We start from the raw sequence: 15,566 nt of genomic DNA on the forward strand, positions 1-15,566 counted from the left end.
CTAAGAAGTCTAACTAGTCTAAAAATTTAAGAAGTCTAATTACCTAAGAAACTTAAAATGAAAACTATAAAAATAGCCGGAGTTCCTGAGCATTTTAATTTGCCATGGCATTTATGTATTGAAAATGGTGAATTTGAAGCTGAGGGAATTGATTTGCAATGGACAGATGTTCCTGAAGGAACTGGCAAAATGTGTCAAATGCTTCGAGACGGCGAAACTGATATCGCTGTTATATTAACCGAAGGAATTGTAAAAGATATTACTGCTGGAAATCCAAGTAAAATTGTGCAAGTATATGTACAATCACCTTTGATTTGGGGAATTCACGTTGCAGCAAAATCGGATTATAAAGCAATTGAAGATTTAGAAGATAAAAAAGTAGCCATTTCACGCTTAGGTTCTGGCTCACAATTAATGGCTTATGTAAATGCTAATAATCAAAGTTGGAAAACGGATAATTTAAAATTTGAAATTGTAAATACTATTGATGGCGCTGTAGAAGCTTTGACTAATGAAACTGCCGATTACTTTATGTGGGAACGCTTCATGACAAAGCCATTGGTTGACAAAGGTATTTTCAGACGTATCACAGACTGCCCTACTCCATGGCCATCATTTGTGATTGCTGTTCGTGACGAAGTATTAAAAAACGATCCAAAAATAATTGCTTCAATTCTTGAAATAATAAATGCAACTACCGAAGATTTTAAGGCTATCCCAAGTATTGACAGAACTTTAGCGGAGTTATTTAAACAAAAGGTTGAAGATATTCAAGAATGGTTAAAATTGACTCAATGGTCACAAAAACCGTTAAATGAAAAAACATTCAATAAAATCCAAAATCAGTTATTTGAACTGGGTATTATTGATAAAAAAAGTACTTTTGTAGAAACAGTAAAATTTCTTTAAAAATTGCTTTTTGGGCATTATGATAAAAAATAGAAAAATTGACTTAAATAAACTTAAAAGTAGCCTTCAGGTAAAATCACCTTGGAACGAGGTTATTATTATGCTATTGAGTTTTTTGATCACTCTTCCTACTTTTATCATATTGCACCAAAATCTAATCGATTTTAATTGGCCTTTTAATTTCGATAGGGTTTTACTCTTTATTTTTGTTCTTGTAGGTTTGTATTTCCTCTTAATGAAATTAAAAACGATTATTATTATATGCATCGTTTTATATCTGTTAATTCTGTTTTACGGAACTGCTTTAGGAAATTATGGTTTTGGCGAAGTTGCCGAAGACTACAATGCCATTATCTACACTATGTCTGATAATCCGTACCCACAAGATATTATTGTTGCCAAACTACTTCCGTTTCCCAATAAATCAAAGATTATTAATGCTATAGAATACCAGAATCCTAAAGTGAGGAATTTTGCTATCATGGCAACAACCAAGCATTTTAAAAACATAAAAGGGTATTCAGATTACAGAACGATAATACAATGTTTTGCTGTTTTTAAAGAAATTAATAGCCGATGGAATTATGTAAATGATCCAAAAGAAGGTGATTATATTGCTACAGCAAGTGAGTCATTAATGTATTTTTCAGGCGATTGTGATGATCATTCTATTTTAATGGCAGCAGCAGTTCGTTCTATTGGAGGTACACCAAGGCTTATTCATACCAAAGGGCATATTTACCCTGAAATATTAATCGGGTCATTACTTGATTTAGAAAAAGTAAACTACTTGGTTAAAAATGTTCTCTTTGTAAAAGAAAGCCATAATAAAACCTTGCATTATCACATCGATGAGCGTGGTCAAGTATGGTTAAATCTTGATTATACAGCAACATATCCGGGTGGGCCTTTCATGTCCGAAGAAATCCTTGGAGCCCTTACCTTAAGATAGTCTTCCTAAACAATTAAAATTTTTCATTTTGTTTCTTTGGAGCAATTTCCAGCTCTTCACTATATCTTTTATTTGTTAAAGAAACAAATAAAAGGATGCCGTTTCTATCTGGGCTATAGATTTATACATCCATTTGCTGCTTTTCTTTTTTTTACATAATTATTTATAAAACAGGTATTTATACTTAGTTTTTTGTAATAGCTTGTTTTTACCTTTGAGTAGGTTATTACGCATTTAGCGTCATAATTGCCCCTAAAAATCGAAAAACATGAAAAAAGAAGTTAGTAGTCCTACTTTACGTTGGACTAGAGATTATTTGTTTGATATTCTAAAAGATTTAGGAATTCAATATATATTTGGTGTTCCCGGAACCAATGAAATTCCATTAATAGACGGAACATCTTATCCTGAAAATGGGGTTAAGTATATCGAATGTTTACATGAAAATATAGCTATTGGAGCAGCAATGGGTTCAGCTAGAATGACAGGCAAACCAGGAGTGCTTATTGTGCACGTAACACCTGGAATTGCACACAGTATAGGCAATCTTTTTAATGCCCATCGTTCGCAAATGCCGTTAGTGATTCTTTGTTGTCAACAACAAAATGAATTGGTTACACAAGAGCCATTATTAGCCTCAAACTTGGTAGATTTAGCTAAGCAATATACCAAATGGGCTCATGAAGTTCGTACAGCCGAAGAGATGCCATTAGTACTGCAAAGAGCATTTAAAGAAGCAATGGCACCACCCAACGGGCCAGTATTTATTTCTATACCATGGGAATTTACAATGGTGGCAATTAAAGAAAATCAAAAAATAAAAGGTGTTACCCGCATTTCTTCACATTTTACAGGTGATGATGAATCGATTAAACAAACAGCCAATTTATTAGCTAATGCCAAGAATCCACTTATAGTTGCTGGAGATGCTGTAGGTTATGCAGATGCTTGGACAGAAATTCAGCAATTAGCTGAGTTAATAGGTGCTCCAGTAGTTTTACAATCTTTTAGCAGTGTGGCTAATTTTCCTAATAATGATTATCATTGGCAAGGAGAATTGCCTGGAAGTCAAGCAGGAGTTCAAGGCGTTTTTAAAGAACATGATGTTGCTTTCTTGATCGGTTTTGGTGCACAAGCACAAGTCGCTGTATTTAAATATTCAGATGGTGCACTTATACCCGAAAATGTAAAGCTCGCCTATCTCACCAACAACACTTGGGACATCGCTAAGAATTTTTATGGTGAAACTGCTATTTTAGGAGATATCAAAGCAACATTACCATTGTTGAACAATCATATCAAACAACAAAAACCAAAAGATGCTGATGCAAGAAATACAAAGCTCAAGGCTTTGGATGCTTCTCGTGCTAAGCAATGGGATGTTTATTATAAAAATGCTATGAATGAGCCTGATATCTGGGCAGTTGTAATAGCAAAAGCATTAAAAGAAGCCATAGAAACCCGTAAGCTAACCAATAACTATGTGTATGTGCATGAGGCGGTATCTGATGGGGCACCTTTTCAATATTATCTCCCTTTGGGAACCAATGGAGCAAAACCTATTAGTTATTATTGCGTAGCAGGAGGCTCTCTAGGATGGTCAATGCCAGCTTCGCTTGGAATTAAACTAGAGAACAAAACAGTACAAGGAATAGGAACCAAACTAGTTATTAATGCTGTTGGTGATGGATCTTCTTTGTTTTATCCACAAACTTGGTGGACGGCTGCACACGAAAAATTACCAATCTTATATATTATTACCAATAATCAAGAATACCATACATTACAATTAGGCCTACAGCAAGTTGTAGCTGCCTATGGAACTGCTCCGGGATATGGGTGGAAACCAAAAACAATGGATCCTGATTATTTGCGATTAGAAAGACCAAAATTGGATTTTGTAAGTCTTGCCAAAGCATTTGGCGGAGAACATGGAGAAATTGTACTTACAGCAGACAAAGTAAAAGAAGCTGTTGAGCGAGGAATAAATCATGTTTTAAGCAAAGAGTCTTCTTATATATTAGATATGCGTATTGCTTCTAATACTCCACCATTAGTAATAAAATCAAACGGCGAAAACTATACCGTTGACAAGCGTTATGCATTGCAACCACCGCTGAATATCTTTTATCAAGATTCATTACTAAATAAATCATTGAAATTAAATAAATCATTTAAAGCAGGTGAACTCGCTGTAGATGAGAATATAGGTTTCAACTTACCCTCTCTTTTTTAAAGAAATAATCGTTGCGGAAGCAGCATAAATATAAAAAAAATGGAAAACGAAAAAATTGATATCGCCATAGTTGGTGGAGGTGTTTCAGGCGTTTATAGCGCATGGAAACTTAAAACAAAATATCCTGATAAAAGGATTGTGCTTTTTGAAGGAGGAGATCATATTGGAGGACGTTTATTATCAGTAATTCCTCCCGGAATTCCAGATATGGTAGCAGAATTAGGTGGAATGCGTATTCTTGAAACCACCCAAAAATTAATTGTACAGCTAATAAAGGATATAAACGAAGTATTATCTGGTGAAGATCAGATAGAGTTATATGATTTTCCAGTAGATCAGCCGCAAAATATAGCTTATTTGCGTGGAGAGCATCTTCGTTTATTCGATTTTACAAATGATCCTGACAAAGTACCCTATAAATTATCTTTTCTTGAAAAAGGAAATACATCAGGTACAATCATTGTAAATGCAATTGAACAAATAGTTCCAGGCATTACAAATACTGATTTAACAGAAGAACAACGTTTAAAAATGTGTCATGAAGCTACTTTTGAAGGAGCTCCTTTATATACATTAGGATTTTGGAACCTACTCTATCGTGTAATTAGCGGTGAAGCCTACCAATTTAGTATCGATTCAGGAGGATATAACTCGACATTGGTCAACTGGAACGCTGCAGATGCAATTCCTTGGTATCTTTCAGATTTTGGTATTAAACCTGTGTATAAAGGGTTTAAAAATGGATTTCAACAGGTTCCTATTTCATTAGCCAACTTCTTTGAAAAAGATAAAGGCGAAATAAGATTAAATGCTAAACTAGAAGGATTTGAGTTTAAAAATAATACATTTGAACTTAGTTTCGATGGTAAAATTATAGAAGCAAAACAGTTAATATTAGCAATGCCACGCCGTTCATTAGATTTATTAACTAATACTTCTCCTAAATTACAAGAAATTCAACCACTTATTGGTAGTGTAACTCCAAGACCATTGTTTAAGGTGTTTACAACCTATTCAAGCCCATGGTGGAGAAATGCTGGATATACCGATTCAGTAGAAGGATATATTCCATTACAATCAGGAAGAACAGTTACTGATTTACCGATACGACAAACCTACTATTGGCCAAAGAACAATGGAGAAGCTTCAGTAAGCGGAGAATCAATGTTATTGGCAAGTTACGATGATGGTTCTAATATTGGTTTTTGGGATGGACTTAGACCCCAACGTAAAAAAGCTTGGAAAAAAGGACTTTCACATTCTGAAATAGCAGATCCTTTTATTGGTGAATATGCAGAAACTGAATCGCTTTTGAATACAGCTTTAAATCAAAGTTGGCATGATTACAAAGCGCCTCGCAAAATGGTAGAAGAATTGAGTCGCCAGTTAAAACAAATTCACGATGTCGATTATACACCTGCTGTTATGAGTGCCTCTTTCCGTGACTGGGGAGAAGATCCTTTTGGGGGTGGCTGGAATAGTTGGAACATTGGCGTAAAAAGCTGGGAAGTAAAAGAAAAAATTGTCCATCCATTAGATAACTGTCCATTGTATATTTGCGGAGAAGCTTATTCGGATGCTCAAGGATGGGTTGAAGGAGCTTTGCAAACGGCAGATATTATGCTTAAAAAATTCATAGCCATAGAGAGTTCTACTTCAGTAAAAAAAGAAGCAATTCTATAAATATAAGTCATTAAATTTCGACTATTTAAAAGCCCAATCTGATATCAGATTGGGCTTTTTTATTCCTAACTATTTGGTCCAGATTGTTACTGTCACATCATAAATTGAAAGCAAAAACTGAAGTAGCCCAATAAATATAACCTATTAATAACTAGTGTATTTATGTTTATAATCTTACGTTTTTCTATTTGTTTGAAACTTATTTTTTTGTAACTTTCATACTTAACCATAAATCAAAACAACCATGAAAAAAACTAGACTATTTATCTTTGGGTTTGCCTTATTGTCATTATTAATAATTTCATGTCAAAAAGATAGAAGCAAACTTATTAACTCTTGGAAAGTAACCAATGTAGAGTCCAAAAAAACGATTTCTGATTCTCTAAAAAATGTAATTATCTCAAAAGGAAATCTTACGTTTACTAAAGATGGAAAGGTGACAGGATTTCTTGATGTTGATTTGAACGGAACCTATGCCTTAAATAAAGGTGGAAAAAGTTTAACTATTAAAGATGAAACGGGTACTCCATATCCTTTTACAAGCACTATAGATAAGGAACAATTAGTATTAGATGGAGAAGATATGACGCTTACTCTTGATAAAATATAATTTCTAAATTGTAAACTAAAATAACAAAAACTCTCTATTTCATTAGGGAGTTTTTGCTTTTACACTTAACAAAACGAGCAATTAAACTAAAATTAGTATCTTTGCTCCTCAAAAATAAAACAGCATTTTATGTGAAAAATAATTTCTTTTAGGCAATTCAGATAGTAGGCTACAAATGGAGTCTGCTTGATTTATTCATTTTAAGAAAGAAATTATGCTCATTCTACAAAACATCACATATATGCATCCCAACAGGGATCTGTTATTTGACAACATTACTTTTACAGTCAATAACAATGAAAAAATAGCCTTAATAGGTAATAATGGTACAGGAAAATCAACCTTGCTTAAAATTATTGCAAGTGAATTAAAACCTTCAAAAGGACAACTAATTAATGGCACTGAACCTTATTATATACCTCAGATATTTGGACAATACAATCACCTTACAATTGCTGAAGCATTACGAATTAATGAAAAACTAACTGCACTTAAAGAAATTCTTGAGGGAAATGTATCCGAGAATAATCTGAACTTACTAAATGATGATTGGTCAATTGAAGAACGTTGCGATACTGCCTTAAAATATTGGCAATTGACTGACTTAGACTTATCGCAAAGAATGGAAACACTAAGCGGTGGACAAAAAACGAAAGTTTTCCTTGCGGGTATTTTTATTCATCAACCAGAATTAATTCTTTTGGATGAACCCAGTAATCATTTAGATACTGCAGCTAGACAAAAATTATATGATTTTATTCATTCAACATCAAGTACATTGATTGTTGTGAGTCATGACAGAAATTTGCTAAATCTTTTAAATACCGTTTTTGAATTAAATAAAGGTGGTGTTAGTGTTTATGGTGGTAATTATATTTTTTATGCTGAACAAAAACGGATTGAAAAGAATGCTTTAAATCAGGATTTGCAGAGCAAAGAAAAAGCTCTGCGAAAAGCAAAAGAAAAAGAACGCGAAACACTAGAACGTCAGCAAAAACTGGATGCAAGAGGCAAAAAGAAGCAGGAAAAAGCTGGAGTTGCCCGAATAATGATTAATACCTTAAGAAATAGCGCTGAAAATAGTACTTCCAAAATAAAAGGAATGCATAGCGAAAAGATAGATGGTATCTCGAAAGAATTACAAGAACTGCGCTCCGTTTTACCTCGTATTGACAAAATGAAGTTTGAGTTTGATAATTCTGATTTACATAATGGTAAAATATTGTTCAATGCTATGGGCATTAACTATAGTTATGGCAATCAATTTCTTTGGTTGGAAAATCTGAATATTAAAATTACAAGTGGCGAGCGCATTGCTTTAAAAGGTTTAAATGGTTCCGGTAAAACTACTTTGATAAAGATAATACTTGGGAATTTAGAACCAAAAGTTGGAACAATATTCCGTTCTGACACAAGATCAGTATATATTGATCAAGATTATTTGCTTATTGATAATGAGCTCTTGGTTTATCAGCAAGCACAGCAGTTTAATGGGGCTGAATTACAAGAGCATGAAGTAAAAATGAGACTCAACCGTTTTTTATTTACCAAAGAAGACTGGGATAAGCCTTGCAACGTACTAAGTGGAGGAGAAAAAATGCGTTTAATACTTTGTTGTCTTACGATTAGTAATCAATCACCTGATATTATTATACTTGATGAGCCAACCAATAACTTAGATATTCAAAATATTGAAATACTAACAACGACAATCAATGAATACAAAGGAACGCTTATTGCTATTTCGCATGACGAATATTTTTTGGAACAAATAAATATTGAACGAGCAATTTTGCTATAAAAACAATCCAATCATATTAAATATTTTATCAAAAAATAATGCCGCCTTTGAGCGGCATTATTTGAATTATATTGAGAATAAAACGAACGATTATCTTCTTTTTGTTTCTCTTTCCTAACTTTTATTTTCAAAAAACGACCATCAATACACCTTGCAATAACTTTAGTTTTGTTTTTAATTCGTTTAAAATTAGCATGTTATATCGTTTTGCTTATTTTTTTTATTCATACATTGTATAGCTATGTATTTTGCTATATATTTGTTTTAATCAACACACCTTTGTTATGAATGAAACTTTTGTTACAAACTGGAAATCACAGGTTAAGAAAGGGACGCTTACTTTTATTATCCTTAACGTTCTTAAAGAAAACGAATTTTACGGTTATGAACTTATCGAACAAATTAAGAAACATACCGAAATAGAAATTGCAGAGGGAACTTTGTATCCGCTAATGAATAGACTAAAAACGGAAAATTTAGTTGATGCAAAATGGGTTGAGCAAGAAACTGGAATTCCTCGAAAATATTATTCTTTGACTCCAATCGGGATAAAGACCCTAAGTCACATGAATGAATATTGGAAAAATTTAGAAAATGCTATTCAAAAAATAATCAAATGAGAACAGAAGAAATAAAATTCAGTCAAGAGGCTTCAAAAAGAATCTATAATGATTATATGAAGCGTATTTTAAAAGTGACCCATACTCTTTCAAAAGCTGACAAACAGGATATTTATATGGAATTTAATAGCCATATTTATGAAGCCATTCAGCACAAAAAAGATGCAAATGAAATAGATACACTATTGGATGTAATAGAAAAACTTGGAGTTCCTGAAGACGTTTTAAAACCTCTTGTTGCTGACAAAAAAATGGAACAGGCAACCAAAACATTCAACCCTATCCATGTATTTAAAGCGCTACTATTAAACTTAACCAATGGGTTTTCTTATATACTCTTCTTCCTGTTATACCTTTTTTTATTTGGTTTTGTGTTTTTAATAGTTGCCAAAATAATAAATCCTACCGAAGTTGGATTCTGGTATAAGGATGGCTCATCTTTCTTTTTAGGAATGAGCAATAAAGCAAACCAAATAGGCTTAACAGAATTATTAGGTAATGCATTTATACCAGTTATGATAGCTTCTATCATACTATTTTACATCTTAATTACATTATTATTAAAATTCAAGAAATCAATCAATACTAACTAAACCACTATGAAAAAAAATCTAATTACCAGTTTGCTTATATTAAGCGTTACAATCTGTTTCTCACAAACATTCAATAATCAAAGAATGGATAGTTTGTTTCAAGCCTTAGAAAAAAACAACAAATTTATGGGGAGCTTGGCGGTTTCTCAAAATGGAAAATTATTATATGCCAAAGCCATAGGTTATTCGGACATTGAAAATGCAAAAAAAGCAGATATCAAAACTAAATACAAAATAGGATCTATTTCCAAAATGTTTACTGCCTCATTGACTTTTAAAGCTATCGAAGAGAATAAACTAACGTTAAATCAAACTCTTGATGTCTATTATCCGCAAATTGAGAATTCAAAGAAAATTACTATTGAGAATTTATTAAATCATAGAAGCGGAATTCATAATTTTACTAATGACGAGTATTGCAGATCTGACGCTTTTAATACAAAACCAAAATCTGAAATAGAAATGATAGAAATTATTTCTAAGTTTAAAAGCGATTTTGAACCTAATAGTAAAGCAGAATACAGCAACTCTAATTATGTGATTTTGAGTTATATTCTTGAGAAAATATACAAAAAACCATATTCAGCAGTTTTAGATTCTAAAATTGTTAAACCATTAGGTTTAAAGAACACCTATTTTGGAGGTCCAATTAAGATTCAAAATGATGAAGCTTATTCTTATCATTTTAATGACAAATGGGAGAAAGCAATAGAAACAGATCCTTCAATACCAATGGGTGCTGGAGCAATTGTATCAAATCCTACTGATCTTACAATTTTCATAGAGCAACTCTTCAAAAATAAGATTGTATCAGAGAAATCTTTAGCTTTAATGAAAACAATAAATCAGAATTTTGGAATGGGAATGTTTCAGTTTCCATCTGCAGAACATAAAAGCTATGGACATACAGGAGGAGTAGATGATTTTAGATCGATTTTGACTTATTATCCTGATGAAAAACTCTCTGTAGCTATTACCTCAAATGGGGTCGTTTACTCTAATAATAGCATACTATTATGTGCGTTAAGCAGCTATTTCAATACACCATTTGTTATACCAACTTTTAAGGTATTAAATTTAGAACCTGAAGTATTGGATTTGTATACAGGACAATATTCAAGTAGTCAAATCCCTATAAAAATTGATATTACCCGTAATGAGAATAAATTATTTGGACAAGCAACAGGTCAAGCAGCATTCCCGTTAGAAGCTACCGAGAAAACTATTTTTAAGTTTGAACAAGCGGGAGTAGTTATTGAGTTTAACGTCGACAAGAAGCAACTGATTTTAAAACAAGGAGGAAAAGAATTTATATTTACAAAATAAAAATAGGCTCCTCTCCTACTTTATTGAGAGCAAACAAAAAATATATCTCTGATTAAAACTATAAATTAAAGCTCCTTAATTTCTTAAGGAGCTTTTTTATGTCTAGAATTCAAATACTTTCAGTCTTTATAGTATTTGAACAAGGGTAATTACCTCCAAAAAAATATTATAAAGCATATTATTTATAGAAAAACACCCTGCTATTAATGATAAAATAGTCATATATTAGCTATAAATAAATGGTTATTTATACCTGAAATTTAGTTTTTTTTTAAAATTTCTATAACACCCATTTATAAAATAGATAAATACTGAAAAAATAATATTATAAAATAAGTAAAAATGACGAACCAAGAAATATTCTTCGCCAAAGGAGATAGCCCAAAAATGATCGAAGCTTTTAAAAATGCACAAGAAACTTTTAAGTTTTTTTGGAGAGAATTATCTTGGGAATCTAGAAGAATTGTTCCTGCATTAACAGTAGCATGTGTGAAGGTTGCATTCTCACAAAATATAAATGAAAATCCAACCATCGAACATATGTGGATTAACGATATTGACTTTGATGGTGAACAAATAAGAGGCGTTTTAATTAACCATCCTAATGAGTTAACAAATATTAAAAATGGAGATGATGTTGCAATTCCTTTAAATCAAATTAGCGATTGGTTATTTGCAATACAAGGCAGCTCACCTAAAGGGCTTTCAAAACTTTTTTCTTCGCCTCAGCCTAAAACTTATGGCGGATTTACGATTCAAGCAATACGCTCTGAGATGACTAATCAGGAAAGAAAAGATCATGATAAAGCTTGGGGATTGGATTTTGGAGATTTTAATGAAGTGCTTCTCGTTAACGAACAAAAAGAAAAACCTGAGAACCTTATAGAACATCCTATGAGTATAAACATGAAGGAAAAATTCCAAGATTTCTTAAATCAGAATCCTAATGAAATCGCGTACCAAGATGAGGATGGATTCTCTTTGTTGCATAGAGAAACAATTGCAGGAAATCTGACTTCTGTAGCCCTTTTATTAGAGTCTGGAGTAAATAAAGACATGAAAACTAACCAAGGTAAAACAGCATTAGATATTGCAAAACAACTAAAATGGGAGCATCTTATCCCTGTACTTAGTAATTAAAAACATTATCATCATCAACTTTAAATGAATAGTAATAACATTTTTGACGAAATATCTAAACTACCACTGAGCTCTAGAAAAGCTTTGGAAGAAAATATTACTTTGGTTCGCTTTCCAAAGGGACACATTTTATTAAAAGCAGGAAAAATTGAGTCAAATATCTATTTCATAAAAAAAGGAATTGTTAGAGCTTATGTAAATCAAAATGATAGTGATGTTACTTTTTGGTTTGGAAAAGAAGGGGAAACTATTCTTTCTATGCGAAGTTATGTTGAGAACCAAAAAGGTTATGAAGATATCGAGCTTTTAGAAGATTGTGATCTGTATGAATTAAAGACGGCTAATCTGCAACGATTGTTTGAAGAAGACATTCATATTGCAAATTGGGGAAGGAAATTTGCAGAAAGAGAACTTATAAAAACAGAAGAGCGATTAATTTCGAGACAATTTAAAGCTGCTTCAGAAAGATATAATGAGCTAATAACCAATAACCCCGATTTGATTAAAAGAGTACAACTAGGACATATTGCCTCTTATTTAGGGATTACACAAGTAAGTTTAAGCCGAATACGAGCGGAGATAAAATAAATTTATTTTTTATCATATGTAAAAAAATTATTGAATTTGCTAAAGGATCTTTGCCATATTAAAATTTAAAAATATGAATTGGATTCTTTTGGTTATTGCAGGTTTATTTGAGGTCGCTTTTGCTTCGTGTTTAGGAAAAGCGAAGGAAGCAACAGGAAATGATGTTTATTTATGGTACGGAGGTTTTCTGGCTTCACTAGTTATAAGCATGTTGCTTCTTATTAAGAGCACTCAAACATTACCTATTGGAACTGCTTATGCTGTATGGACAGGAATTGGAGCCGTAGGAACAGTTTTAGTTGGTATTTTTGTGTTTAAAGACCCTACGAACTTTTGGAGATTGTTCTTTATTGCAACCTTGGTAGGCTCTATCATAGGCTTAAAATCAGTGTCACATTAATGACGCTAACAAATAAAAAAATGCAACTTAATTTAAGAACAATTAAGTTGCATTTACAATATAAAGCCCTCTTCCTACTTCCATTTTTCCTATTTCTAAAAACATTTGTTGTTTTTACTCTCTTTATGTTAATTTTCATTTTTTGTCAGTGTATTCGATACTGCATCCGCATTCCTAAATCTTTTGGCAACTAAACTCCTCTCCTATCTTTAAGATAATTATTTCTTAATTCACCTTGATTCTTCATCATATTTGTAATAAAAATAGTCATATATTAGCCTACGAAAAAGCTTGTTTATGGTAGTAACTCAATGAAAATTTGACTTACGAATACCTTTTCATAGCTGATATAAACTATTATGAAAGGCATAACTACATTTTTATTACTATTAATTGTGAGTTCTTTTTATGGACAAAATTCTGAAAAGAATATATATCCTAAGGAAATTCGAAAAGTTGATTTGAGTACAAAAACCGATAATGAAATAAAACGTCAAACTGTGCTTTTAGAAAAAAGCAAGTTGACAACTGCTGAACAAAAAGAACTGGATGCCTTATTAGAAAAATATGGTGAAGTTGTCGAAAGTATGTGGGATGTTATAGATGGTGGTTGTAGTTGGTATTGTGCTGGTGGGAATTATAAAGTAAGAGCATCTTCATACTTAAACTCCGACAAAAGCACCAATTACGAAGCTAAAAATGCTAACGATCTAAGTTATCAAACAGCTTGGGTTGAAGGAAAGACTGACGAAGGAATTGGTGAATATTTAGAATATTATTTTTTAAATAAAAGCCCCAGAATTACACAAATTATAATTTCGAATGGATATGTCAAATCAGAAAGTGTATGGAAGAATAATAACAGAGTTAAAAAGCTGCGATTAAGCACTAACGGAAAGGTATTTGGTATTCTAAATTTAGAAGATACCAAAAATGATCAAATATTCGAAGTTGGTACTCTTGGGCATAACAAAAATGGAACTGATTTAATTTTAAAAATTGAAATTATTGAAGTTTACAAAGGAGATAAATTTAACGATACTGCTATAACTGAAATCTACTTTAATGGAATTGATGTACACTAAGAAACTACAAATGAGAAAATTATTTATTATGTTATTACTTGTTCTTTTTAATCATAATGCAAAATCACAAGTGCAAAGTGATGTGGTAGGATTTTATAGTTTAAGAGGTGGAAGTCATTACCTAAAACCAGATGGAACTTTTATAATATTAGGCTACGGAACTTTAATAACTGGTAAATGGTCATTGAAGGAACATGGAGAAGTAAGTTTTGTCCCGGATTCTCCTAAAGAGTCATTTCAAGTTTATGGAAGGTATACCCCAGAACTAAAAGAAAACTCAAAATTCATGCTTTCAAATGGATTAAACAAGGAAGAAACATTTATGCACATCGGAAAACTTAATCTTAGTACTTCTAAATTGCAAAGAGTTTACGTAAAAGGGCACAGATGCATTCAATTTCCAGAAGTGTATACTACGAATAAAAAGGCTGATACAATTTCATTTAGTTCATTGCCTTATGAAGCATCGGGAGACAAAGATTATAAACCTACAATTTACAATTTTTATAATACTGAAAAATTTAATGATTTCATTGTGTATTATTTTGCGGATGATCAAAACAAACATCCCTTTTCTTACTATTACAAAGATGGTGGATTATATTACAATAGTCATTTTGGAGAAAAGCAAAATTTAGAAGATGAATTAAATAAATCTGAATTTGCTCAGATTTCAAGGGTCGATTTTGCTCCAAACATTATATTGTCCAGCCCTAAGTATAAAATGTATGAATCTGACACTGAAAGTGAATTTTTTAAATTGAACTATTCGTTGGACGAAAAAAGAAATGCTTACATAAATAAATTAAACTATGTAGCTGGAGAAGAAAATAAAGAAGATTATGATTATAACAATACTAATTTGCTAAATATTTATAAAAAGATAAGCACATTTGATACCATGAAAAGTAGCTTTTTAATTGAAGAAAAGTCAATTTTTAAAGACCATTGTAAAGAATAATTTTTTATAATGCCGGAGGCAACCTAAATCTAATAATACAATCTAAAATCGAGGTGCTTACAAAGATCGTAGTGTTTTTGGTGTAATTCCTCCACAATTTCAATTATATCATCTTCATCTTGGCATAGGCTAAAAAAAGCTTTATCAAGCGTACTACTACTTGTTATTTTTTTAAGTGGAGCTCCATAACCTGAAATGGCACGTGCCCCAGTGATATCAAGAAAGTATTGTGCTTCCTCCTCGCTTAAATCTAATATTTTTGCATTGGCAAAATGTAAAATTTTGCCTTTCATTTTGCCTTCAAAAATTTCGGCGATTTCTTCTAAGCTATAGTAATAATCATTAAGACAAACACTATTTCCTTCGCCTGGCATTACCAAATATATTATTTCATAATCTTTAAAGTTGTGGTCATCGTAAAGTAATGCGTTTAAGCTGTCCTCTAAGCCCTCGATTGTGTCACAAGTTTTATGAATACTCGAAATACCTTGATCAAAAGCTAATTCTTCTAAGTTTTTAATAACTTCTGTAGTCTTGTCTATTTCTACATCGGCAACAGCTTCGAGGCAGAAAATAAATTTATCATAATCCATAAAATTATGTTTTTTGTAGGTAATAAATAATACTACAAAGGTATATTTTATTGCCGAAAATCGAGAAGA

The 15,566-nt window shown here is 31.9% G+C and carries 15 protein-coding genes; 14 read left to right on the top strand and 1 reads right to left on the bottom strand.

Annotation, left to right across the window (positions count from 1 at the left end):
* Positions 1 to 57 precede the first annotated feature (57 nt).
* The 14 genes from LNQ49_RS00695 (at position 58) to LNQ49_RS00760 (ending at position 14,904) form a co-directional block, all read left to right on the top strand.
* Entirely contained in the window at positions 58 to 909 is an 852-nt protein-coding gene (locus tag LNQ49_RS00695; protein WP_229986875.1) for a substrate-binding domain-containing protein, read from the top strand.
* A gap of 19 nt (positions 910 to 928) precedes the next feature.
* Positions 929 to 1,861 (top strand): transglutaminase-like domain-containing protein, encoded by a 933-nt coding sequence (locus LNQ49_RS00700; RefSeq protein WP_229986876.1) that lies wholly within the window; start codon positions 929 to 931, stop codon positions 1,859 to 1,861.
* A gap of 268 nt (positions 1,862 to 2,129) precedes the next feature.
* Positions 2,130 to 4,097 carry a thiamine pyrophosphate-binding protein gene (locus LNQ49_RS00705; RefSeq protein WP_229986877.1) on the top strand — a complete coding sequence of 656 codons (1,968 nt, stop codon included), beginning with the start codon at positions 2,130 to 2,132 and terminating at the stop codon, positions 4,095 to 4,097.
* A gap of 39 nt (positions 4,098 to 4,136) precedes the next feature.
* Positions 4,137 to 5,780: a flavin monoamine oxidase family protein gene (locus tag LNQ49_RS00710; RefSeq protein ID WP_229986878.1), complete on the top strand. Its 1,644-nt coding sequence runs from the start codon at positions 4,137 to 4,139 to the stop codon at positions 5,778 to 5,780.
* A gap of 244 nt (positions 5,781 to 6,024) precedes the next feature.
* Positions 6,025 to 6,390, top strand: a complete 366-nt coding sequence (locus tag LNQ49_RS00715; RefSeq protein ID WP_229986879.1) for an META domain-containing protein — start codon at positions 6,025 to 6,027, stop codon at positions 6,388 to 6,390.
* 214 nt (positions 6,391 to 6,604) lie between these two features.
* Positions 6,605 to 8,191, top strand: coding sequence for a ribosomal protection-like ABC-F family protein (abc-f, locus tag LNQ49_RS00720; RefSeq protein ID WP_229986880.1), 1,587 nt, complete (start codon positions 6,605 to 6,607; stop codon positions 8,189 to 8,191).
* Between the two features lie 284 nt (positions 8,192 to 8,475).
* Complete coding sequence (locus LNQ49_RS00725) at positions 8,476 to 8,811, top strand: PadR family transcriptional regulator (protein ID WP_229986881.1); 336 nt, start codon at positions 8,476 to 8,478, stop codon at positions 8,809 to 8,811.
* Positions 8,808 to 9,404 (top strand): DUF1700 domain-containing protein, encoded by a 597-nt coding sequence (locus LNQ49_RS00730; RefSeq protein WP_229986882.1) that lies wholly within the window; start codon positions 8,808 to 8,810, stop codon positions 9,402 to 9,404. The genes LNQ49_RS00725 and LNQ49_RS00730 overlap by 4 nt, the downstream gene beginning before the upstream one ends.
* Before the next feature lie 6 nt (positions 9,405 to 9,410).
* Positions 9,411 to 10,730, top strand: coding sequence for a serine hydrolase domain-containing protein (locus tag LNQ49_RS00735; protein ID WP_229986883.1), 1,320 nt, complete (start codon positions 9,411 to 9,413; stop codon positions 10,728 to 10,730).
* Between the two features lie 342 nt (positions 10,731 to 11,072).
* Entirely contained in the window at positions 11,073 to 11,870 is a 798-nt protein-coding gene (locus LNQ49_RS00740; protein ID WP_229986884.1) for a DUF2314 domain-containing protein, read from the top strand.
* A 24-nt stretch (positions 11,871 to 11,894) separates the two neighbouring features.
* Positions 11,895 to 12,458: a Crp/Fnr family transcriptional regulator gene (locus LNQ49_RS00745; protein ID WP_229986885.1), complete on the top strand. Its 564-nt coding sequence runs from the start codon at positions 11,895 to 11,897 to the stop codon at positions 12,456 to 12,458.
* A 73-nt stretch (positions 12,459 to 12,531) separates the two neighbouring features.
* Positions 12,532 to 12,858, top strand: a complete 327-nt coding sequence (locus tag LNQ49_RS00750; RefSeq protein WP_229986886.1) for a DMT family transporter — start codon at positions 12,532 to 12,534, stop codon at positions 12,856 to 12,858.
* Between the two features lie 359 nt (positions 12,859 to 13,217).
* Positions 13,218 to 13,943: an NADase-type glycan-binding domain-containing protein gene (locus LNQ49_RS00755; protein WP_229986887.1), complete on the top strand. Its 726-nt coding sequence runs from the start codon at positions 13,218 to 13,220 to the stop codon at positions 13,941 to 13,943.
* Positions 13,944 to 13,953: 10 nt separating this feature from the next.
* Positions 13,954 to 14,904: a hypothetical protein gene (locus LNQ49_RS00760; RefSeq protein ID WP_229986888.1), complete on the top strand. Its 951-nt coding sequence runs from the start codon at positions 13,954 to 13,956 to the stop codon at positions 14,902 to 14,904.
* A gap of 29 nt (positions 14,905 to 14,933) precedes the next feature.
* Here the strand turns inward: LNQ49_RS00760 and LNQ49_RS00765 are convergent, their stop codons facing one another.
* The gene (locus tag LNQ49_RS00765; protein ID WP_229986889.1) at positions 14,934 to 15,497 is read right to left on the bottom strand and encodes a DUF6642 family protein; all 564 of its coding nucleotides are present in this window, start codon (positions 15,495 to 15,497) and stop codon (positions 14,934 to 14,936) included.
* Positions 15,498 to 15,566: the final 69 nt, after the last annotated feature.

Origin of the sequence: Flavobacterium pisciphilum (assembly GCF_020905345.1) — a bacterium.
Classification (GTDB): domain Bacteria; phylum Bacteroidota; class Bacteroidia; order Flavobacteriales; family Flavobacteriaceae; genus Flavobacterium; species Flavobacterium pisciphilum.